This is a genomic window from Nocardia aurantia (assembly GCF_009604425.1).
GTDB classification, from domain to species: Bacteria; Actinomycetota; Actinomycetes; order Mycobacteriales; family Mycobacteriaceae; genus Nocardia; species Nocardia aurantia.
Window position 1 is genome coordinate 1 of record NZ_WEGI01000017.1, and the last position, 21502, is coordinate 21502.

Sequence of the window (21502 nt, forward strand, 5' to 3'; positions counted from 1 at the left end):
CCGACCGACTCGGCCGGCACCGCTGGGTCATCGAACGCACGATCTCCTGGCTGACCAGCTACCACCGGCTCAACATCCGCTACGACCGCAAGGCCACCCACTTCCTCGCCTTCCTCACCCTCGCCGCGGCACTGACCTGCTACAAGAAGCTCGCGAAATCATCCACGTGAGATACGGTCTTAGGCGCAATGCGGCTGTGCACATTCACTTTTCGTGACTCTAGCATGAATGTGCACGGCACCGCCCCCATGGCCGTGTGCCTGCGACGGCGCCAAAGTTTCACCCGCGCAACGAGACTCCGGCGAAAAAACTGATGCTGCTCCGCTCGCCGGCGTTGCCGCGGTGACGCCCGTCACCAGCCACTGCGCTGCTGTACCCACCGGCAGCGGTCACTGTCCCGACTTCTTGTGGCCGGGCCTGGTGTGCGTGTTCTGTTCCAGCGCAGTTGATGTCATGCCGTAGGTGCCCCAGGCGTGGCATCGGTGGCGGGCCCAGCGCGCTATCGACTCTCCGGGCCCGGACATCGGTTCGGCCGGGTCGGCACCAGGGGACACCGAGGTGGTGGTGGAATGAGCAAGCAGTCTTCCGGTCGGTACGGCCGACGGCCGCTAAGGTCGCCGGCCATGGACAGGATCGCCATCCTCGGCTGCGGAGGATCCGGAAAGACCTATCTGGCCAACCGGATCGCAGCACTACTCGATCTCCCGCTCACGCATCTGGATGCCGTGTACTACGACCTCCAGTGGAAGCCGCTGCCGCAGAACGACTTCGCCCAGCGCCAACACGAACTGGTCGCCCCGCAACGGTGGCTGATCGAGGGCAACCACGCCGGCACACTGCCGATCCGGCTCCAAGCCGCCGACACCGTCATCTTCCTCGACCTGCCCGCCACCACCTGCCTGACCGGGATCCTCCAGCGCCGACTGCGCTACCGCGGCGGACAGCACACCGAAGCCGGGGTGTACGACCGCATCACCTGGAACTTCTTCCGCTACATCTGGGGCTATCGCCACACCATGCGACCCCGTGTGCGCGAGCTGATCGCCGAGCACGGCACCCACGCACGTCTGATCACCCTCACCAGCCGCCGGGGCATCCGGCGGTTTCTCAGAACTCTCGACGCGGAACAATCTGCGCCCCAGTAGTTATCGCTCGAAAGGCGATCCGCCCATGTCCTCCACTGGCTCGACCCGGCGGCGTCCGGCCGGATCCGGATCGGTTCACCATGTCGGCGCCGTGTCGTCTCGACTCCTGGGCTGGCCACGATGACCCAGAGCGCATACACAGGGCGCAGGTAACTCCGCTACCAGGTAGCAGCCGCCATCGACGCGGCCTACGCAGGCACGGGCGGTACTTCGGACACAGCTGACGACTGCCGAATTAGCGGCCACTTTCCGGCCACTTCGCCACGAAAACGGCCCAGGCCGGAAGGCTGATACGCCTTCCGGCCTGGGCCTCAAGTAGCGGGGACAGGATTTGAACCTGCGACCTCTGGGTTATGAGCCCAGCGAGCTACCGAGCTGCTCCACCCCGCGTTGGGTGAACACAACATTACACACGTCTTATCCGAGGCTCCAAATCGCCAGGTCGAAGACGGTTTTCGGGCAAAGATCGACGATCTTGGAGAGGGTCAGCGCGGGCCTCGAAGGCGGTGGCGACCACGTCGCGGACCTCGTCCATGTCGCCGCGTCCGGCCTCGCGGAGGACCGAGGTCATGTCGACCTCGGGGAGTCCGCAGGCGACGGCCCATTTCCACGGCTCCAGGTCGCCGTCGACGTTGAGGGCGAAGCCGTGGCTGGTGACGTTGCGGCTCGCGCGCATGCCGATGGAGACGATCTTGCGGGCGGTGGTCGCGGTCCAGACGCCGGTCAGGAGTTCGGTGCCGGGTGGGGTGTCGCGGCGTTCGGCGGGGACGCCGAGGTGGGACAGGGCGTCGATCAGGCGGTGTTCGACCTCGCGGATGTAGTCGACCACGCCTTCGCCGGGGGCGAGTCGCACGATCAGGTAGCCGACGAGCTGGCCGGGGCCGTGATACGTGAGCTGGCCGCCGCGGGTGGTCTCCAGGACGGGGATGCCGTGGGTGGGGTCGGGGAGGTGGTCCGACGGGGTGCGGCGGCCGATCGTGTACACCTGCGGGTGGCTGAGCAGCCAGAGGGTGTCGGGGCGGGCGTCTTCCTGCCGTTCGATCACCATTTCGGCCATTCGCTCCATCGCCTTGTCGTAGTCGACGAGATCGTCGCGGAGCAGGGTCAACGGCCTGGATTTCATGCTGTCGAGCGTACTCAGGGCGGGCTCGCTCGGTGTTCTAGTATTCAGATACTAGTCTGTGTAGCCTACTGGCATGCGTGGAGCTTCTACTCGGTTGTTTCTGCTGGCCGAACTCGCGAGCCGGGGGGAGGCGCACGGGCACGAGTTGCGCCGGGAGGCGGCGCTGGGCAGGGCGGAGATGTGGTCGGAGGTCGGGATCGGCTCGATCTACAGCACATTGCGGCGGATGGCGGAGGAGGGGCTGTTGCGGGTCGTCCGCAGTGAGCGGGAAGGGGCGATGCCCGAGCGGACCGTCTATGCGCTCACGGCCGAGGGACGTAAGGAGCTCTCGGTGTTGCGGGCGGCGATGCTGCGGGAGGTGGTCGTCGGTACCGATCCGTTCGATCTGGCGCTGGCGTGTTCGGCCGACGTGCCGGTCCAGGAGTTGCGCGATGTCGTGACCGATCGGCTGTCGACCCTGCGCGTGCGGATCAGCGAACTGGAGCACCTGCGGATCTCGGCCGGGCCGCATCTCGACGAGCGGGATCATCTGCTGTTCGAGCATTTGCTGATCCGGCTGCGGGCCGATATCGATTGGCATGAAGGACTTTTCGCTGTATTCGAAAGGAAGAGGAACAATGACTGATTCGAAAACTGTTGCCTACGAGTCGTTCCGGCTCATCGAGACCGGTGACGAGGAGCTCGCCCGGCGAATCATCGCGCCCGGCTTCGTCAACGAGGAGGCCGAGGACGATCCCGAGGACGTCGAGCGGCAGCAGCGGGGGCCGGCCGGGTTCCTGGCCACCGCGCAATGGTTGCGTGATGCGTTCTCGGACTTGAGATTCGAACATCACGAGACGGTGGCGGAAGGGGCTACGGTGCTGGCCGTCACGACCATGACCGGGCGGCACACGGGTTCGTTCAACGGAATCGCGCCCACCGGGCGGCCGATCCGGCACGAGCAGGTGCACATCTTCACGGTGACCGACGGGCGGATCGTGCGGCACCGGGCCGTCCGGGACGATCTCGGATTGCTGTTCCAGCTCGGAGCCGGGCCGGGGCGATGATTTCGATCGGGTGCCCCCCGCGCCGGGAGGTCAGTCGTGGGCGGGGAGCAGGAAGCCCAGGACCACCGCGGCGAGCGGGACGATGCACAGCACGGTCAGAACCGCTTGCGGGCCTTGATGATCGGCGACCACGCCCAGCACCGGAACGAACAGGCCGCCCGCGCTGACCGCCAGGCCGAGGGTGACGCTGGAGGCGGTGCCGGGGCGGCCGGGCAGGTAGTCCTGGCCGAGTTTGACCAGGACGGCGAACGGGATGTTCACCGCGGCACCGGCCGCCACGGCAGCGGCCAGCGCGATGTGCTGTTCGGGGACGGCGCGCAGTGGCGCACCGGGCTGCGACTGCACCGCGCGACCCAGTTGCTGGCCGAAGGCGTGCCGGTCACCGTGGTCGCGCACCGCTGCGGATGGGCGTCGGCGAGTGCGTTCATCGACGTGTACCGGCGCGCCCTCGGGCACACGCCGGGAACCTATCGCGCCGGTTCGATGTGAGACGGGTCCGGGAAGGCGCACAATCGGGGCGGGTAAAGGAGTTGCATATGGAAACGATCGTCTCCGTCACCGGCGGCAGGATTCGTGGCGTCACCGAGAGCGGGGTGAGGGCGTTCCTCGGCGTTCCGTACGCGGCCGCACCGGTGGGACCGGCCAGGTTCGACCTGCCGCGCCCGGTGACCGCATGGTCCGGGGTGCGCGATGCCGTCACCTTCGGCCCGAGCTGCCTCCAATCGCGGTATCCGGCGCCGATCGAGGCGCTGATCGGCCACGAGCCGACCTTCGGCGACGAATACCTCAACCTGAACGTGTGGACCCCGGATCCGGGCGGGTCGGGCCTGCCGGTCATGGTCTGGATACACGGCGGCGCGTACGTGCGCGGCTCGAACGCGCTGCCGATCTACGACGGCGGCACCTTCGCCCGCGACGGCGTGGTCACGGTCTCGATCAACTACCGGCTCGGCCTGTCCGGGTTCGCCGCGGTCCCGGGCGCGCCGTTGAACCGCGGGATCCACGACCAGATTGCCGCACTGCATTGGGTGCGGGAGAACATCACCGCGTTCGGCGGTGATCCCGGCAACGTCACCGTGTTCGGTGAGTCCGCGGGCGGTATGAGCGTCGTGAACCTGATCGCCGCGCCGGCGGCGCGCGGCCTGTTCCGGCGCGCGATCGTGCAGAGCGCCAACGGTTCCGGCATCGCCGAAGCCGACGACGCCCGCCTGGTCGCGCTGCGCTTGGCCGAGAAGCTCGATATCGAGCCCACCGCAACGGCTTTCGGTGAGGTGAGCACCGAGCGGTTGCAGGCGGCCCAGGACGGCATCGCGCTGGACCTGATGATGAACCCCGACCCGGAACGCTGGGGCGCCACCGTGATCGGCGGCGGCCTGGGCATCATGAGCTTCTTCCCGGTGATCGACGGCGACCTGCTCACCGGCCGGCCGATCGATCTGGTGACCTCCCAGCCGGATCGGGCCCTCCCACTGCTGATCGGCTGGAACCGCGACGAATTCCGCTTCTTCACCTTCCCCGCGGGCCTCGACGCCGGAATCACCGACACCACACTGCCTCTCGTGCTCCCGCGCTACGGCCTGGATCCGAAGGTCGTCGAAACCTACGCCGCCAATCGTCCCGAGGCCTCCGCCGCCGACCTGTTCGCGGCCGCGGCCTCCGACCTGATCTTCCGCGACGACGCCACCCGCATCGCCGAATATGTCGCGGCCCGAGGCGAACCGGCCTACGTCTACGAATTCGCCTGGGCCTCGGAGGTAGCGAAGCTCGGCGCCGGCCACGTCATGGAGATCCCGTTCGTCTTCGACCGACTGGACGCCGCCCACCGCTTCACCGGCCCGACCCCACCCCAGCCCCTCGCCGACGAGATGCACGCCGCCTGGGTCCGTTTCGCCACCCACGGCGACCCGGGCTGGTCCCGCTACAGCGCCGCCGACCCGAAGACCCGCGTCTTCGACCACCCCGACGTGGGCCTGGCCGCCGATCCCCGCGGCGACGAACTACGCGCCGTGCGAGCGGCCCGGTTGCGCTGAGGCCGTGGCCCGCGATCAGCGCGCTCCTGGTTCCCGATCCGGATGGCAGGACGCCAGGAAGGCGAACATCCCAGTGGCGTCCCGGGTCCGGTAGAAACTCACCATGCCCCTGCCGAACTCGGAACGCCGGGCAGCGGGGACGCTGATCGCGTCGATACCGTGCGCCATCAGATGGCCGTTCATCATCGCTCGGCCCGTGCGCTTGTTGCCGTCGAAGTAGAACTGTTGTAGCGCGGCGAACAGGTAATAGGCCAACGCCTGTTCGAAAGGTTCGGCGACCTCGGTGAGCAGCGCATCGACTCCCCGCGTGTGCAAGTCACGCAGGTTCGCGCCGCCCGCCTCCGTCTCCGGAGGGACGTACCGTCCGTCTGCGCCGAGATCGACCCAGGGCGTTCGGAGAAGCCGGCCCTCGCCGCGGAAGTGACCGGCCTCCGCTGCCTCGTCACGGGCCGTGAGTTCGTGCAACTCGTCGGAAATCGCCCTGCCGAGCGCGAATTCATCCTCGGCGACGAGGTCGGCCAGCCTTCCGGCGGCCTGCGCCAGCCGGATGACCTGCTGGGCGTCGCCGATCCGGTGTCCGCCGACCGTGATTCCGCCGACGAGGGTCAGAACCTCCGGGTAGGTGAGCGGGTTTCCTTCCAATACTGCCGCGTCCCACACGAATTCGGCCAGCGAGCGCCGATACCGCCATAGCGCCCGTGGCACGGTGTGCCGGGTGGCCGAATCGACAGTGGTCCGGTCCCAGTCGAATCCCAGTGCTGCGGCAAGCGAATTCACCATGGTGAGAAGCTTGCCGCTCGCGGGGGCGTGGGTTCAGCGGCGGGTGGGGAGGTAGGGGATCAGGTCGGGTTCGGGTTCCACGTCGAAGGCGCGCAGCGCCATGGCGACCATGGCGTAGGTGCCCACGGTGAAGACGACGTCCATGAGTTGGTGGTCGTCGAGTTCGGCGGCGAGCAGGCTCCAGGTGTCGCGGGAGATCGTGCCGCGGGAGAGGAGGTCGTCGGTGGCCTGGAGGAGGGCGCTTTCCAGCGGTTTCCATTCGGGGGCCTTGGGACCGGTTGCCACGCGGGTGATCTCGTCCTCGGTGATACCGGCGTCGCCGGCCAGCAGGACGTGCTGGGCCCATTCGTAGCGGCACTGGCGGCGGTGGGCGACGCGCAGGATGATCAACTCGCGCTGGCGGTCGGTGAGGGAGCAGCCGTAGAGGAAGTGGCCGTTGAAGGCCAGGAACGACTTCGCGAGTTTCGGGTAGCCGGCGAGGGTGCCGAGCAGGTTCGCGCCGCCGGGGCGGGACTGGACCAGTTCCTCGCCGAGTACGGCGGTACGGAACTCGGTGATGAACGTGGTCATCTCCTCGGACCAGTCCTCCGGGGCAACAGGGTCGATGCGAGCCATCGGGTTTCCTTCCGTCGGTGGGCGTTTCGGTCAGTCGATGCCCAGATAGCGTTCGTAGATCTCGGTCGGGTCGAGGTCGGCGGCGGGGCCGGTGTGCACGATGGCGCCGCGGCCGAGGATGTACACCGTCGTGGCCAGGTCGAGGGCCTTCTGAACGTACTGCTCCACCAGGATCAGGGACATGCCCTGGGCCACCAGTTGTTCCAGGGCGGTGTAGATCTGGTCCACGATGCGCGGGGCGAGACCGAAGGAGGCCTCGTCGACCACGACCGCCTTCGGGTTGGTCAGGTAGGCGCGGGACAGGGCGAGCATCTGCTGTTCACCGCCGGAGAGGCTGCCCGCGGTCTGGTGCAGGCGGGCGCCGAGGATCGGGAACAGTTCCGTCGCCGCGGCGATCGCCTCGTCGCGGTCGCGGCCGCGCGCCTGGACGATCAGGTTCTCCCGGACGGTGAGCGACGCGAAGATGCCCCGGCCCTCCGGGAGGTGGCAGATCCCGCGGCGGGAGAACTGGTGCGGCGGCCGGCCGGTGAGGTCGGTGCCGTCGAATTCGACACGGCCGGAACGGGGCCGGACGAAACCGGTCGCGGTGCGCAGCAGGGTCGTCTTGCCGGCCCCGTTGGGGCCCAGCAGGGCGACGACCTCGCCGGGGCCGACGGTGAGGGTCACATCGCGCAGGACCGTGGTCGCGCCGTAGCCGGCGGTCACCGAGTGCAGGGTCAGCATCGTCGGCTACTCTCCGGCGGGGATCGGCTCGGGCAGCGCGGCCGCGTCGCCGAGGTAGGCGGCGCGGACCTGCGGCGAGGTGTGCATGTCGGCGGGGGAGCCCTCGAAGATCAGGGTGCCGAAGTCGAGGACGTACACGTGGTCGCAGATGTCGCGGATCAGCGTCATGTCGTGCTCCACCAACAGGATTCCGGTGCCGCGGGTACCGACCACCGTCCGCAGGACCCGGCCGAATTCCTCCGTCTCGTGCGCGTCCAGACCGGAGGACGGCTCGTCGAGCAGCAGCAGATCGAACGGGCCCGCGAGGACTCGCGCCAGTTCCACCAGGCGGCGCATGCCTATCGGCAGCAGGCCCGCCTGGGTGTCGGCGAGATGGGTGATCCCGGTCAGTTCGAGGGCCTCGTCGGTAGCGGTGTCGCGGTGCCGCGTGGCGCGGCGCGAACCGGCCAGGTGCGCAAGGGGATTGCCGCCCGCGGCGGCGGCCTCGCAGCCCATCGCGACGTTCTGGCGGACGGTCAGGCTGTCGAACAGTTCGGTGCGCTGGAAAGTCCGGCCGAGGCCGCGCCTGGCCCGCCGGGACGGCCCGAGGCGCGCGATATCGCTGCCGTGCAACATGATTCGGCCCGACGTGGGACGGTTCAGGCCACTGCACGCGTTGAAGGTCGTCGTCTTACCGGCGCCGTTCGGGCCGATCAGGCCGGTGATCGCCCCGGGCCGCGCGGTCAAGGTGACACCGTCGACGGCGGTGACTCCGCCGAACCGCACCGACAACTCGCACACTGCCAGGCCATGACGGACGGGTGTTGCCGTCTCGGTTCGGGCCGCTGCGGGTGCCGACGCCGACCGGTCCGGCGGCGGCACCCGCAGCGGCCGGGGCGAGGCGGTCGCCGCGGCAGGTACCGATGCGGTCGGCAGCACCGTGCCGGCGGGCGTCGTGGTGAGTTCTATGGGGGCGGATACCGGTGGTTCTTCGCCGCCGGAGTTTGCCGCTGCGTCCTCGTCAACGGCTGGTGACGCCGCCTCATCGGACGACCGTGGCCCGGACCGGGTGAACGGCGCTGGTGCCGATGCATCGGATGAGGAAAGCGTGGGTTCGTCGGATCGCGGCGACGTTGTTCCCTCGGGTGACGAGGAGGTGGATCCGCTGAATGCCGACGCGGGCCTTTCGCCGAGTGCGGAATGTGTGTCCTCGGCCGGTGCGAGTGGGGTGAGTTCCCGCGAGGGCCCGGGTATGGTTCGGGCGGGTACCGGTGCGGTGTGGTCGGCCGGTGAACGCTCCTGCGCCCGTTCCGGTTCCGCGCCGGCAGCGGGGGCGCGGCCACCGATCCGGTCCAGCACCCTGCGCAGTGGCGCGGGCATGGTGGCGCTGCCGTAGACGGCGCTCACCGCGCCGATGCCGAACAGCAGTTGCAGGACGCTGTTGGTGGTCCCGCCCTGGATGTAATCGGGGACCACCGCGTAGAGGACGGCGGCGAGGATGCCGTACCAGGGGCTGCCGATCGTCATGATGACCACGACCGCCACGATCACGATCGAGTTGAACCAGTCGAAGTAGGTGCCGACCCCGAATTGGTAGAGCATCCCGGTGAACGCGCCCGCCAGGGCGGCCAGGGCGGCCGAGAGGCAGAACACGATCACCTTCAGGACGGCCGAGTCGGCGCCGTGGGTCTCGAGCGCACGCGGTGAATCCGACAGGGCCGCCAGCAATCTGCCGAGCCGGCCCTGGCCGATCGCGGTCACCAGCGCCACGACCGCCACGGTGACGACCAGCAGCAGGTAGTAGAAGCCGGTATCGCTGGACAGATCCAGCGCGCCGATCGTGAATGTCGGCCGGCGCTCGAGGATTCCCATCGTCGACGGCCCGAACATGAAATCGCGGGTGTAGAACACCTGTTGGGCGAGGATGCCGAAACCCAGTGTGGCCAGGGCGAGGAACACCCCCGACACCCGGACGGCGGGGATCGCGATGATCGCGCCGACCGGCACCGCCACCAGGGCCGCCAGCAGCAGTGCCACCAGCCACGGCATGCCCGCGATCGCGGAGAAGTGCGCGAACGCCGCCGCACCCACGGCCGCGAAAGCCTGATGGCACAACGAGATCTGCCCCGACTGCCGCACCAGCAGGCCCAGCGACAGGAACAGCATCACGTCGACCAGTGCCGCCGACCACACCGCCAGATGCCCGCCCTGCAGGGTCGGCACCAGTGCCAGCGCGACGATCGCCAGCGCACCGGCGGTCAGCCGCACCCGCGGCGGCGCGTAATAGGAACGCCGCACCGGAACTCGTGAAACCGCCTGCCGCGCAACCAGTCTGCCGCGCGGCGTGACGATGAGGACCACGAACAACACCAGGAACGGCAGTGCCGGGGAGAGACCGCCGATCCACGAGACCGTGGCCGCGTACTTGTCCACGAACGCCGCGGCGATCCCGATCACGAGCCCACCGGCGAAGGTCAGCGGCAGGTTCGTGAAATAGCCGACGGCGGCCGCGCCGAAGGCCGCGAAAACGATGGTGGACAGCGTGATTCCGTCCAGCGGCTGACTGGGCGCCAGTAGCAGTCCGGCGACCGAGGCGAAGCCGGTGCCGAGGATCCACGCCCAGCGCCGCACGCGCACCGGATCGTCCCCGCTCATCGCGATCAGGTCCGGATCGTCGACCACGCCGCGCATCACGATGCCCAGCCGCACCGCCCGGAAGAACCAGAACAGCACCGCCGACGCGACCAGCGAGACCAGGAACAGGATGATCTGCTCCCAGGTGACGTTCACCCCGGCGATCCGCACCGTGGACTGTGGCAGGAAATGCCCGAAGGTGGGCGGATTTCCGGGATGCCACAGCGCGCCGGCCGCCGCCACGATCAGGATCAGCCCGACCGTGGCCACCACCCGCAACATCTCACTCGCCCCGGACAGCGAACGGGCCAGCAGTTCCAGCCCCCAGCCCATCGCGGGGGCGAGGACGAGCAGGCAGAGCGCCGCCGAAACCGGCCACGGCAGACCGTGTTCGGTGTGCAGGAAGTAGAACAGGTAGGCGCTGAGCGCGGCCACCGCACCGTAGCCGAAGTTGAAGATGCCCGACGTCTTGTAGGTGAGCACGACGCCGAGCCCGGCCAGGCCGTAGACGGCGCCGGTGGCCAGGCCCGCCACGAGGAAGGGGAGGAAGGCGTTCACGGGAATCCGTTCAGGCGCAGGTGGTCTTGCCGTTGTCGAGCACCTGCGGGGTACCGCCCTGCACGCGAGCGGTGAACCAGCAGTCGACGTGATGCGGCTGCCCGGTGGTGAAGGTCAGTCCGGGGGCGAGACCGTCGGCGGTGAAGTCCCGCAACGATTCCAGGCCCTTCACCACGGCGTCCGCGGACGCTGGGCTGCCCGCGGGCACCCCGTTGCGGATCGCCTGCTCCAGTACCTGCCCCGACACCCACCCCATGATCGCGTTGTGGATGAACACGCTCGGATCCTGGCGCACGCCCGGGAATTTCGCGTCCATCGCCGCGTTGAACCGCTGCACCGCCGGGGTGTCGGCGAAGAACGGCAACGACGAGAACTGGATCCAGGTGTTGTCCGAAAGTCCCGGCGCGGTCGCCAGATTCGTCGCGTACGCGGCGCCTTGGATGACGTAGATCGGGCGGTAGCCCTGTCGCGAGCAGTCCTCGGCGACGTGGGCGATGACCGCGGGGGTGCTGCCGATGTACAGCGCGCTCACGCCCTGCTGCTGCGCGGCCACGCACTGCGCGGTGTAATTCGGTGCGGTGGCGGAGATCTTGGTGTTGTAGGTGACCGGCAGGCCGTGCTCCTTGCCGGCGTCGGTCAGCTTGGCGGCCGACTCGGCGCAGACCGGCGCCTCGGCGCAGTACAGGAAGCCGAGATTCGCTGCCCCGGCCTGCTTCGCGACGCCGATGATCGCCTGGTGGATCTTGTCGCCGGTCTGCCCCTCCGGGAAGAAGTACGGGCTGGACTCGAAGGGCTTGTTGTTGCTCAGCACTCCGACGACCGGGATCTTCGCCGCCTCCATCGCGGTCGACCAGGACTGGTCGAGGATCGAGATGTCGATCACCGCGGCGACTTTCGCGGCGATCAGGCTCTTGGCCGCGGACAGCGCGCTGCCCGGGTTCATGCCGTCGTCCTTCAGCACCAGATCGACCTTGTGGCCGTTGATGCCGCCGGCGGCGTTGGCGGTGTCGGCCCAGGCCCGCACCGCGTCCTGTACGGGCACATTGAATCCGGTCATGCTGCCGCCGGAGCAGCTGCAGATCACGCCGACACTGACGGCGTCGCCGGAGGCGTTCTTCGAACCGGTGGAGGAGCAGCCCGCGACGACCGCCAGCGCCAGGGCGCAGGCGATCGTGGCGAACGTTCGTAGTCTCGTCATCTCGCTACTCGTGATCAGACCGTGCGCCCACCGGCGACGTCGATCACTTGGCCGGTCACATACCCGGCCTCCTCGCTGACCAGGAAGGCGCAGGTGGCGGCGACGTCCTCGGGCTTCCCGACCCGGCCGACCGGGGTGGCGTCGATCTGCTGCTGCAGGTCGATGAAGCCGCCCGCGACGTGATCGCGCATCATCTGGGTCTCGATGAAGCCCGGCGGGATCGTGTTCACGGTGATGCCGTGCTTCGCGAACTCCAGCGCCAGCACCTTGGTCAGGCCGACGACGCCCCACTTCGACGACGTGTACGCGGCGAGACCGGGATTACACGTGTGGATGCTCGACGACGAGATCGTGACGATGCGGCCCCAGCCCTGTTCGATCATGTCCGGCAACACCGCCTGGCAGCTGTGGAACGTACCGCCGAAGTTGATGTCCTGCACCTTGTTCCAGGTCTCGGGGGAGATCTCCAGGAACGGCGCGCTGACGGTGATGCCGGCGCTGGTGACCAGGATGGCGGGCCGGCCGAGCCGGGCGCGCACCTCGGCGACCGCCGCGTCCAGCGCGGGCCGGTCGGAGATGTCCACGGCGACGCCGATGGCCTTACCGCCCGCGTCCTCGATGGATTCGGCCGCGGCACGGGCCGCGTCACCGTTCAGGTCGAAGATCGCCACCAGATTCCCGTCGGCGGCGAGGCGGCGGCTGATGGCGCCGCCGATGCCGGCGGCGCCGCCGGTGACGATCGCGGTGCGACTGGTCATTTGATGGACTCCGTTCCGAGGACGGTCGAGCGATGCATACGGCGCGGCTGCGCGTGATCGAAATCGCAGGCCCGGTGCACCAATCCGGTGTTGTCCCACAGCACCAGGTCGCCGACGGTCCAGCTGTGCTGCAGTACCCGGTCCGGCGCGGTGGCGCGGGCCTCCAGATCGTCGAGCAGTTCCCGGCCGCGGTCCTCGGCACCGACCAGGTGCGAGGCGCCGGCGCCGAAAACCAGTGACTTGCGGCCGGATTCGTGGGTCCAGACCAGCGGGTGCTCACGGTCCACCCAGCGCGCCCAGTCGGCGAGCTGTTCCGGGGTGGGATCGGGGTAGGACAACCGCTGGACGCGCTCCATCCGGTGCACCACCCGGATGTTCTCGAATTCCTTCTTCTCCGTGTCGGAGAGGTCGTCGTACGCGGCATAGGTACTGGCGAAGGCGGTCTCACCGCCGACCGGGGTCACGACGTGCGCGCTCATGATGGAGTACTTCGCCGGCACCTCGTCCATGAAGCCGTCGAGGTGCCAGTAGTCGTTGCTGGGGAAGTACTTCGCGTTCGGGTTGTCCGGGTCGAAGCTGATCTCCATCACGTTCGGATTCGGGTAGTTCGGGAACTGCACCAGCTCACCGAGTTTCCGGGAGAAGGCGACCTGTGCCTCGTCGCCGGCGTGCAGTTCTCGGAACAACACCACGCCGTGTTGTTCCAGCAGATCCAGGACCGCGGCGGGGAGGTCGTCGTCCTCGACCAGCCGCGTCGCGTCGACGTCGAGTACTTCGACGCCGACCTTGTCGCTCAGTTTCTTCGTGGTGACCGCGGGCATGTGCTTCTGCCTTCCTGCCTCGGGAGTGGTGACTCTTCGCTCAGCTCGGGATGTTCGGCGCGCGCTTGTTGAGCAGCGGCCGGGTGTAGGAGGGGTCCTCGGTACTGCGCGACGGGGTGCCGTTGACCTGGATGTCCGGCACGTCGGCGAACGGGATCGGCATGGTCGGCACCAGTCCGGACCATTCGATCGCGTTGGTGCGCAACGCGATCCGCCACTGCCCGTCCCGCCGCTCGAGCCGGTCGATGTACCGGCCGCCGGCGATCCAGTTGCTGTCGTCGCGATTACGGCCGACGAACAGGTAGTACAGCTCGCTGTGCGCGGTGTCGCCGTCGATGTCGACGGTCAGGTTCAGCAGATTGTGGTGTGTGGCGTACTGGCCCGCTTCGTGCATCGCCGATGCCCAGTCGAACAGGTCGGCCGGCCCGCCGACGAAATCGCCCGCCGCGATGGTGGCGTCGTCGTGGAACGCCGACAGGAACAGGTCGCGGTCGAAACGGTCCATGCCGCGGCTGAATCGGGTCAGCGCGTCCTGGATCTCCTGGCGGTCCAGCAGCCGGGTGAGTTTGGCGAGTTGATCGTCGGTGACCGAAGTCGTCATCGTTGTCTCCGAAAAAGAGGTATCGAAAAGTGCGGCGCCGGGCGCGAATTCAGATCGGCGCCCAGATGGGTTCGCCGCGGGTGGCCCGCAGCGAGGGGATCACCTTGCCGTCGATGTCGGTGATCCCGTAGTCCCCGCCCAGTTCGGCGGTGATGAAGGTGCCGCCGGTGTGCCGCATCAGATCCGGGTCGGCGGCGAGCGCGGCGATCACGCGGCCGGGATACTCCGGCGAGCAGCCGTTCTCCGGGCGGGTGGAGGCCTGCTCGGACAGTCCGTCGATGGTGGCCAGATTGCGTTGCGCGCGTTCGGTCCAGGTGAGGCCCTGCCACAGCGAGATCGACGCCACCCCATAGGGTTTGAGTTCGACCGCCATATCGCGAGCCATCCGGTCGGCGGCCGATTTGGCGGTGCCGAACACCACGCCGTAGGTGTAGCTGACGCCGGTGTAGCCGGAGATCGCCACGATGAGTCCGGACTTGTTCGGCGTCATCAGTTTCGCGGCGTGCCAGGCGGCCACGAAGTTCGAGCGCACGCCGACGTCGATCATCTCCCAGTTCGACAACGGCTTGGCCCAGAACGGTTCCGGATCGGTGAGATCCTCCGGCAGCGAGAAGGCGTTGTTGACCAGGATGTCCAGCCGGCCCTGTTCGCGGCCGACCCGGTCGAACAGCGCGGCGACCCGATCGTCGTCGTTGTGATCGACCGCGACGGCAATTCCCTTGCCGCCGCGGCGATCACATTCCGCCGCCGTCTCGCCGACAGTGCCGGGCAGGGCATAGGAGCCGGGCGTGACCGTGCGCCCGGTGACGTACACCGTGGCGCCCTGTCCGGCCAGCGCGAGTGCGATGCCCTTGCCGATGCCCCGGCTGGCGCCGGTGACCACGGCGACCTTGCCCGACAGTGCGGCCATCGAATCGCTCACTGCCCGAAGAAGGTTTCGCTGTGGTCGCCGGCGGACCGGCCGGTGAAGTGCCCGGCGGAGAACGGCGCGCCCATCAGGCCCTGCGACCAGTCGGCCGAGGCGCCGAAGTCCTGCGTCCAGTCGTACAGCATGGTGCGGTGCGCGATCCGCCAATCGCCGTCGCGCTCCTCGAGCCGGTCGAGGTACCGGCCGCCGAGCATCACATCGTGGTGCTCGGTGCCGTAGTCGACCCGGTGATAGGCGTTGACGTGCGTTTCCGTCAGCGCCACCGCGCCTTTCAGCTCGATCGCGGTCTGGCCGAGTACGTGCTGGGTGACCGGAACCGCGGGCGAACCCGGCACCACCCAGTCGAGGTACTCGTCGAAGGAACCGGCGAAGATGCCGAAATCGACGGCGGCGTCCGGCCAGAACGCGGCGCGGATCAGCGCCGCGTCCCGGCGGTCCTCGCCGCGCGCGACGCGGGCGAGGACCTGCCGGATCTGCTCGTTGGCGACGACCGCGCGGACATCCGCGGAAGCCGTGGTCATTTCGTCACCGTCCTCACGCCTCTTCCGGGGCGTAGCCGAGGATGCCCTTGGTCTCGAGGAATTCCTCGAAACCGAATTCGCCCCATTCCCGGCCGTTGCCACTCTTCTTGTAACCGCCGAAGGGACAGGCGAAATCGAAGCCGTCGTTGATCGACACCCAGCCGGCCCGGATCCGCCGGGCCACGGCCCGCGCCTGCTCGAGGTCGGCGCCCGCGACATTGCCCGCGAGACCGTACTCGGTGTCGTTGGCCAGTTCGATCGCGTGCTCGATGCTGTCGTAGCCGATGATCACGAGGACCGGCCCGAAGATCTCCTCGCGGGCGATCGTCATGTCGTTCTTGACATCCGCGAACACGGTCGGCTTCACGTAGAAGCCCTCCGCCAGTCCGTCCGGCCGGCCCGGACCACCCGCGACCAGCGTGGCGCCGTCGTCGATGCCCTGCTGGATCAGCGCCTGGATCTTCTCGAACTGCCGGCCCGACACCACCGGTCCGATGCCGACGTCGCCGGTGGGGTCTCCCACGGTGGTCTGCTCGGCGGCCGCCCGGGCCGCCTCGATCGCCTCCGGAACCCGAGCCGCGGGGACGAGCATCCGGGTGGTGGCGCTACAGGTCTGGCCCGAATTCAGCATCACCCCGGCGACACCCTTGGCGACGTTCCCGGCAAGATCGGCATCGTCCAGGATCACGTTGGGGCTCTTGCCACCGAGCTCCTGGGTGACCCGCTTGACGCTGGGCGCCGCGTTGCGCGCGATCTCGATGCCCGCGCGGGTGGAGCCGGTGAACGACACCATGTCGACATCCGGATGCGCCGACAGCGGCACTCCGACCGCCGGACCGTCGCCCTGCACGAGATTGAACACACCGGCGGGAACGCCTGCGGCATCGAGGATCTCGGCGAAGATCGCGGCCGAGAACGGGGACTGCTCGGAGGGCTTGAGCACCACCGTGCAGCCCGCGGCCAGCGCCGGGAACACCTTGACCGCAATCTGATTCAGCGGCCAGTTCCACGGTGTGATCAGGCCGCACACCCCGATCGGCTCCCGCACGATCAGGGTGCCGCCGCGCTGTTCGGTGAAGGCGTAGCTCTCCGCCACCTCGATGGCCTTCGCCAGATGCCCGGCCGCGAGGTCCAGATGGAATCCGTTGGCCAGGGCGGCCGGTGCGCCCATCTCCTCGGTCAGTGCGGCGCCGAGATCTGGCCGGCGCTGCTCGTAGGCGGCCTGCACCGCGCGCAGCACGTCCAGCCGTGCGCTCGGCTCGGCGGCCGACCAGGCCGGAAAAGCCTTGCGGGCGGCCGCGACCGCGCGGTCGACGTCGGCGGCCGAGCCCTGCGCCACCCGGCCGGCGACCTCCTCGGTCGCCGGGTTCACCACGTCGAACGTCTGCGACTGCGCGGGATCGACCCAGTCGCCGCCGATATAGAACTTCAGGTATTCGCGCATCACTGCTGTCCTTCTGCGTACCAGGTTCGGAATTCGTCGTAGCTCGGCATTTCCTCCGAGTTCGCCTTCGGATCGACGGCGACGTGGATCACGCCCGGCTTGCCGCTGGCGTAGGCGCGCTTGATGGCCGGGGCGATGTCCTCGTCGCGCTCGACGTATTCGCCGTAGCAGCCGAAGCCCTCCGCGACCTTGTCCAGGCGCACGTTCTTGCTCCAGTGCACACCGGTCTCGAGCGAGCCGTGCCCGAAAGTCCGCTTGTAGACGCCGACTTCGAGGCCCCACTGGTAGTCGACGCCGACCACGCAGACCAGCGGCAGGTTCAGCCGCGCCGCGGTCTCCAGCTCGGCGATCTGGAACTGGAACGAGGAGTCGCCGGTGACCAGCATGACCGGCCGCTTGCCGCCGTCGGCGACCGAGGCGCCGACCGCGTACGGCAGGCCGGTGCCGAGGTGCCCGAAGTTCTGGTTCCAGATCACGTCGTGCGGCTTGGCCTGCGAATAGGTCCAGCCGAAGATCGTGGTCGCGCCACCGTCGCGGACCATGATGCCCTCCGGCGGAAACGCCTGGGTGGCTTCGACGATCAGGCGCGCGGGATGCACCGGGGACTGGCCGGACGGCGCTGTCTCGGCCAGGTCCGCGAGCCGGGCGGCGTCCTCGTCGATCCAGCGCTGCAGATCCGGCGTCGCGGTGCGCGGGGTGTCGCGCAGCGCCTCCACCAGCTGCGGCACGATCGCGCGCAGATCGCCGACCAGCGGCACATCGATCGGCCGGTTCACACCGATCGCGGACGGATCCTGTTCCACCAGAACCCATTTGCGGTTGGCCTCGTTGGCGACCCAGTGCCGCCAGCGGCCGAAGTGCACGGGCTCACCGAGTTCGGTGCCGATGGCCAGGCACAGGTCCGAGTTCACCACCGCGTCGATCGACGACGGCGAGAAGCCGTACGGGAAGGTGCGATCCTCGAGACCCTCGATGTAGGAGGTGCCGCCGGAGGTCTGGATGACCGGGACCGCCATGAGATCCGCGAGTTCCTTCACCGCGGCGCCGGCCCGCGAGGTGTGCACGCCGTGGCCGACCAGCAGCACCGGCTGCTTCGCGGCGCGGATGTACTGCACCGCCTCGGCGATCTTGTCCGGTCCCGCGGTCTGCCCGACGAGCCGGTACCGGTGCGGCGGCAGCACCGGCGGGAGCTCGAGCTCCTCGTGGATGACGTGCTGCGGGTACTCGATGTACACCGGGCCGGGCCGCCCGGACACCGCCTGGCGGATGCCCTCGCGGATGATCTCGTCGACCTGGTCCGCGTATTCGATACTCGCGCTGTACTTCACGGAGTTCTCGATCAGCCCGGACTGCTGCACGAACTGGATCCGGCCGCGGCGCACCCGCTGCTCGGTGATCCGGTCCCGCTGGCCGCCGAGGAAGATGATCGGCGAGTTCTCGACCTTGGCGCACATGATCGAACCGGCCAGGTTGGCGATGCCGGGGCCGAGCGTGCCGATGGCGACGGCGGGCTTGCCGGTCATCCGCGAGACGCCCTCGGCCATGAAGCCGGCCGACTCCTCGTGGTGCGGCGCGACGACATTCCAGCCGCGCTGCTCCGCGGTGAGGAACAGATGCACGAAGTTCGGGTCCGGAATACCGAAGATCGTGTTGATGCCCTCGGCCTCGAACAGTTCCAGGATGCGTTCGTAAACCTTGATCGCCATGCTCACTTCCCTTCCGTGCCTGCGTTGCTCGCGGCTGTAGTCCCCGGGCGGCTCGCCGCCGTGGTCCCTGGGCGGCTCGCCGCCGTGGTCCCTGGGCGGCTCGCCGCCGTGGCCATCGCGAAGCTGCGGCCGATGTGATCGGCCTGCCCCGACGGCACCGGTGACAGCTGCCACGAGTTGTCGGTGTTGCGGATTTCGTCGATACGCGCGGCGACCTCGTCGACCGTCCAGGACGGCTGGTACACGCCCGGGGTCTCCGCGATGTAGGCGCGGGCCACCCGGCCCGCGATGGCGATCAGCATTTCGCCGGTGAGAGTGCAGGATTCGTGCGCGAGATAGGCCACCGTGGGGGCGACCAGCTCGGCGCGCATGTCCGGGTAGGCCGAGGTGTCGATACCCTCGGCCATCCGGGTCAGCGCCGACGGGAGGATCACGTTCGAATTGACCCCCACCGCAGCGCCTTCCAGCGCGATGATGTTCGACAGCCCGATCGCGCCGGCCTTCGACGACGCGTAGTTGGCGCACGCCTGCGCGCCGTAGATGCCGCCGATGGAGGAGGTCAGCACCACCCGGCCGTACCCGGCTTTCGCCATGTGCGGGAACGCCGCTCGCGACACGTGGAACGCACCGCGCAGGTGCACGTCCAGCACGGCGTCGAAATCCTCGTAGCTTAGCTCGGTCAGCGATCCGTAGCGCACGTTGCCGGCGTTGTGGATCAGGATGTCGATGCGCCCGTACGTGTCCAGCGCCGTATCGATGATCGCCTGCCCGCCGGCGGCGGTCGCCACCGATGCGGTGGAAGCGACCGCCGCGCCGCCCGCTGCCTCGATCGCTTCGACAACCTCCGCGGCGACGTTCTTTTCGACGGTGTCACCGCGCATGGTGCCGCCGGCGTCGTTGACGACCACCTTGGCGCCACGGGACGCGAGCAGTTCGGCGTACGCGCGCCCCAACCCTCGCCCGGCGCCGGTGATCACGGCGACACGGTCGTCGAATCTGAGTTCGGACAACGAAAATTCCTCTCACACAATGGGTACGGTCGGAGTGATGATCACTCGCTGAGGGCCATGCCCTCGAGGTCGCCGGCGTCGCGCCACCCCTGCAGCAGTTCCTCGAGGACGTAGAAGCCGCCCCAGAACGGATCACCCAGGAACGAGCGGCCGTTCGGCTCACCCTCGCTGTTGTAGTAGCCGGGGGTGCACTCGGAGGTGAACTGGCTGTTGTCGATCGAGTGCGCGCGCACGGTCTGCACCCAGCCCTCCTCGGCTTCCTCGGTGGGCTCCACCACTTTCGCGCCGCGCGCCAGCGTCTGGCTGATGATGTAGGCGATGTGATCGGCCTGCTGCTCGAACATCAGCGTGGTCGCCGCGGTGACGCCGCCCTGGATGAATCCGGTGGCGAGGTAGTTCGGGAAACCGTGCGCCATGATGCCGTGCAGCGTGCGGAAACCCTTGCCCCAGTGCTCGTACAGCGACTGACCGCCGCGGCCGGCGATCGGCTTGATGTCGAGCTGCCGCTCGAGCGCGGTGGTGATCTCGAAGCCGCTGGCGAACACGATGGCGTCGACCTCGTACTCGACGCCGTTGGCGACGACACCCTTCTCGGTGATGCGCTCGACGCCCTTCTGCTCCGAGACGTCGACCAGGGTGACGTTCGGGCGGTTGAAGGTCGGCAGGTAGTCGTCGTTGAAGACCGGCCGCTTGCACATGTTGCGGTAGTAGGGCTTCAGCGTCTCCGCGGTCTGCGGATCCTTCACCACCTCGGCGATGCGCTGCCGCAGCCGTTCCATCGACTTGTAGTCCTCGATCTCCTTGAGCTCGAGGAACTTCAGCGGATCGGCCAGGGCGGCCCACCCGTTGGTGGCGTCCAGCTTGGCGGCCAGGTTGCGCGCGACCTCGGTCCAGCCGTCGCAGATCAGGTCCGGCTCACCGGGGGAGTAGAACGCGAAGGCGGCGTTGTGGAAGTTGCGTTGCCGCGCCGCGCGCCAGCCCGGGGTCAGGGACTTCACCCATTCCGGATCGGTCTCGTAGTTGTCGCGCTCGAAGATGTAGGAGGGCGTGCGCTGGAACACGGTCAGGTGCTTCGCGCCCTGCGCGAGATGCGGAACCACCTGCACGCCACTGGCTCCGGTGCCGATGACGGCGATCTTCTTGTCGCTGATCCGGTCCAGGCCGCCGTGCAGATCGCCGCCGGTGTACTCGTAGTCCCACCGGGCGGTGTGGAAGGTGTGGCCCTTGAAATCCTTGATGCCGGGGATACCGGGCAGCTTCGGACGGTTGTAGGGGCCCTGGCACATCACCACGAACCGCGCGCGGATCTCGTCGCCGCGATTGGTCCCGATATGCCAGCGCTTGTCCGCCTCGTCCCAGGCCAGCGAACGGACCAGGGTGTGGAAGATCGCGTGCTCGTACAGGCCGAAATGCTTACCGATGCGCTGCGCGTGCTCGTAGCATTCGTCGCCGTGCGAGAACCGCTCCTTGGGCATGAAGCCGGTTTCCTCGAGCAGCGGGAGATAGCAGTACGAATCGGAATCGACCTGGATGCCCGGGTAGCGATTCCAATACCAGACACCGCCGAAGTCACCGCCGAGTTCGACGATCTTGAAATCGGTGACCCCGGCCTGCTGCAACCGGTGCGCGGTGATGAGTCCGGAGAAACCGCCGCCGAGGATCACGACCTCGATCTCGTCGGTGATCGGATCACGGGGCGTCACCGGGGTATGCGGATCCGCCTCGTAGAATTCGGCGAATTCGTCCTCGGCCTCGAGGTACTGCTGCTGCCCTTCCGGGCGCAGGCGCTTGTCCCGCTCGGCGAGGTACTTCGCCCGCAGCGCTTCCTGATCGACATCGGGGGTCTGCGTTGGTGCGCAGTTCTGCATTCGAAATCCTTTGT

Annotated in this window: 20 protein-coding genes, 1 tRNA gene and 2 pseudogenes; 6 read left to right on the forward strand and 17 right to left on the reverse strand. The window is 68.3% G+C overall.

The genetic code is table 11. The annotated features are described in order from the left end of the window. Together NRB56_RS33485 and NRB56_RS33490 are read left to right on the forward strand one after the other, a co-directional pair. Positions 1-170, forward strand: a 170-nt coding sequence (locus NRB56_RS33485) for a transposase (RefSeq protein ID WP_153348388.1), incomplete at its 5' end; no start/stop codon positions are given. Positions 171-623: 453 nt separating this feature from the next. Beyond that, entirely contained in the window at positions 624-1145 is a 522-nt protein-coding gene (locus tag NRB56_RS33490) for a P-loop NTPase family protein (protein WP_153348389.1), read from the forward strand. A gap of 316 nt (positions 1146-1461) precedes the next feature. Here NRB56_RS33490 and NRB56_RS33495 read toward each other — a convergent pair. Together NRB56_RS33495 and lipB are read right to left on the reverse strand one after the other, a co-directional pair. Then, a tRNA-Met gene (locus NRB56_RS33495) sits at positions 1462-1535 on the reverse strand. A gap of 16 nt (positions 1536-1551) precedes the next feature. Next, entirely contained in the window at positions 1552-2268 is a 717-nt protein-coding gene (gene lipB / locus NRB56_RS33500) for a lipoyl(octanoyl) transferase LipB (protein ID WP_227838548.1), read from the reverse strand. 73 nt (positions 2269-2341) lie between these two features. Between lipB and NRB56_RS33505 the strand changes: the two genes are divergently transcribed. Together NRB56_RS33505 and NRB56_RS33510 are read left to right on the forward strand one after the other, a co-directional pair. After that, positions 2342-2893: a PadR family transcriptional regulator gene (locus tag NRB56_RS33505; protein WP_153348390.1), complete on the forward strand. Its 552-nt coding sequence runs from the start codon at positions 2342-2344 to the stop codon at positions 2891-2893. Continuing rightward, the gene (locus tag NRB56_RS33510) at positions 2886-3314 is read left to right on the forward strand and encodes an ester cyclase (RefSeq protein WP_153348391.1); all 429 of its coding nucleotides are present in this window, start codon (positions 2886-2888) and stop codon (positions 3312-3314) included. Before NRB56_RS33505 ends, NRB56_RS33510 begins: the two co-directional genes overlap by 8 nt. Before the next feature lie 30 nt (positions 3315-3344). Here the strand turns inward: NRB56_RS33510 and NRB56_RS33515 are convergent. Continuing rightward, positions 3345-3617: pseudogene (locus tag NRB56_RS33515) on the reverse strand (MFS transporter); the annotation flags it as partial. Between the two features lie 15 nt (positions 3618-3632). Between NRB56_RS33515 and NRB56_RS33520 the strand changes: the two are divergent. Together NRB56_RS33520 and NRB56_RS33525 are read left to right on the forward strand one after the other, a co-directional pair. Further along, a pseudogene (locus NRB56_RS33520) lies at positions 3633-3803 on the forward strand (helix-turn-helix domain-containing protein); the annotation flags it as partial. 47 nt (positions 3804-3850) lie between these two features. Next, entirely contained in the window at positions 3851-5344 is a 1494-nt protein-coding gene (locus NRB56_RS33525; protein WP_153348392.1) for a carboxylesterase/lipase family protein, read from the forward strand. Between the two features lie 15 nt (positions 5345-5359). Here the strand turns inward: NRB56_RS33525 and NRB56_RS33530 are convergent, their stop codons facing one another. Genes NRB56_RS33530 through NRB56_RS33600 form a run of 14 tightly spaced genes read right to left on the reverse strand, consistent with a single transcriptional unit; the run spans position 5360 to position 21488 of the window. Further along, on the reverse strand, positions 5360-6124 hold the full coding sequence (locus tag NRB56_RS33530) for a Fic family protein (RefSeq protein ID WP_153348393.1): 765 nt from the start codon (positions 6122-6124) through the stop codon (positions 5360-5362). A 33-nt stretch (positions 6125-6157) separates the two neighbouring features. Then, positions 6158-6739 carry a carboxymuconolactone decarboxylase family protein gene (locus NRB56_RS33535; RefSeq protein ID WP_153348394.1) on the reverse strand — a complete coding sequence of 194 codons (582 nt, stop codon included), beginning with the start codon at positions 6737-6739 and terminating at the stop codon, positions 6158-6160. 30 nt (positions 6740-6769) lie between these two features. Beyond that, positions 6770-7462 carry an ABC transporter ATP-binding protein gene (locus NRB56_RS33540; RefSeq protein ID WP_153348395.1) on the reverse strand — a complete coding sequence of 231 codons (693 nt, stop codon included), beginning with the start codon at positions 7460-7462 and terminating at the stop codon, positions 6770-6772. A 6-nt stretch (positions 7463-7468) separates the two neighbouring features. Further along, positions 7469-10633: an ABC transporter permease subunit gene (locus tag NRB56_RS39465; RefSeq protein WP_319943910.1), complete on the reverse strand. Its 3165-nt coding sequence runs from the start codon at positions 10631-10633 to the stop codon at positions 7469-7471. 10 nt (positions 10634-10643) lie between these two features. Next, on the reverse strand, positions 10644-11831 hold the full coding sequence (locus NRB56_RS33555; RefSeq protein ID WP_153348396.1) for an ABC transporter substrate-binding protein: 1188 nt from the start codon (positions 11829-11831) through the stop codon (positions 10644-10646). A 14-nt stretch (positions 11832-11845) separates the two neighbouring features. Beyond that, positions 11846-12589, reverse strand: a complete 744-nt coding sequence (locus NRB56_RS33560) for an SDR family NAD(P)-dependent oxidoreductase (RefSeq protein ID WP_153348397.1) — start codon at positions 12587-12589, stop codon at positions 11846-11848. Further along, positions 12586-13410, reverse strand: coding sequence for a TauD/TfdA dioxygenase family protein (locus tag NRB56_RS33565; protein ID WP_153348398.1), 825 nt, complete (start codon positions 13408-13410; stop codon positions 12586-12588). Before NRB56_RS33565 ends, NRB56_RS33560 begins: the two co-directional genes overlap by 4 nt. A 40-nt stretch (positions 13411-13450) precedes the next feature. Then, positions 13451-14011 (reverse strand): nuclear transport factor 2 family protein, encoded by a 561-nt coding sequence (locus NRB56_RS33570; protein ID WP_153348399.1) that lies wholly within the window; start codon positions 14009-14011, stop codon positions 13451-13453. A gap of 49 nt (positions 14012-14060) precedes the next feature. Continuing rightward, a complete protein-coding gene (locus NRB56_RS33575) occupies positions 14061-14921 on the reverse strand; it encodes an SDR family NAD(P)-dependent oxidoreductase (RefSeq protein ID WP_153348400.1) in 861 nt (286 codons plus the stop codon). Positions 14922-14929: 8 nt separating this feature from the next. Next, positions 14930-15460, reverse strand: coding sequence for a nuclear transport factor 2 family protein (locus NRB56_RS33580; protein WP_153348401.1), 531 nt, complete (start codon positions 15458-15460; stop codon positions 14930-14932). 13 nt (positions 15461-15473) lie between these two features. Beyond that, positions 15474-16904 carry an aldehyde dehydrogenase family protein gene (locus tag NRB56_RS33585; protein WP_153348402.1) on the reverse strand — a complete coding sequence of 477 codons (1431 nt, stop codon included), beginning with the start codon at positions 16902-16904 and terminating at the stop codon, positions 15474-15476. Next, positions 16904-18610, reverse strand: a complete 1707-nt coding sequence (locus NRB56_RS33590; RefSeq protein ID WP_153348403.1) for a thiamine pyrophosphate-binding protein — start codon at positions 18608-18610, stop codon at positions 16904-16906. Before NRB56_RS33590 ends, NRB56_RS33585 begins: the two co-directional genes overlap by 1 nt. A 2-nt stretch (positions 18611-18612) precedes the next feature. Next, positions 18613-19620 (reverse strand): SDR family NAD(P)-dependent oxidoreductase, encoded by a 1008-nt coding sequence (locus NRB56_RS33595; RefSeq protein WP_227838549.1) that lies wholly within the window; start codon positions 19618-19620, stop codon positions 18613-18615. Positions 19621-19661: 41 nt separating this feature from the next. Continuing rightward, positions 19662-21488, reverse strand: coding sequence for a flavin-containing monooxygenase (locus NRB56_RS33600; protein WP_153348404.1), 1827 nt, complete (start codon positions 21486-21488; stop codon positions 19662-19664). Positions 21489-21502 lie beyond the last annotated feature (14 nt).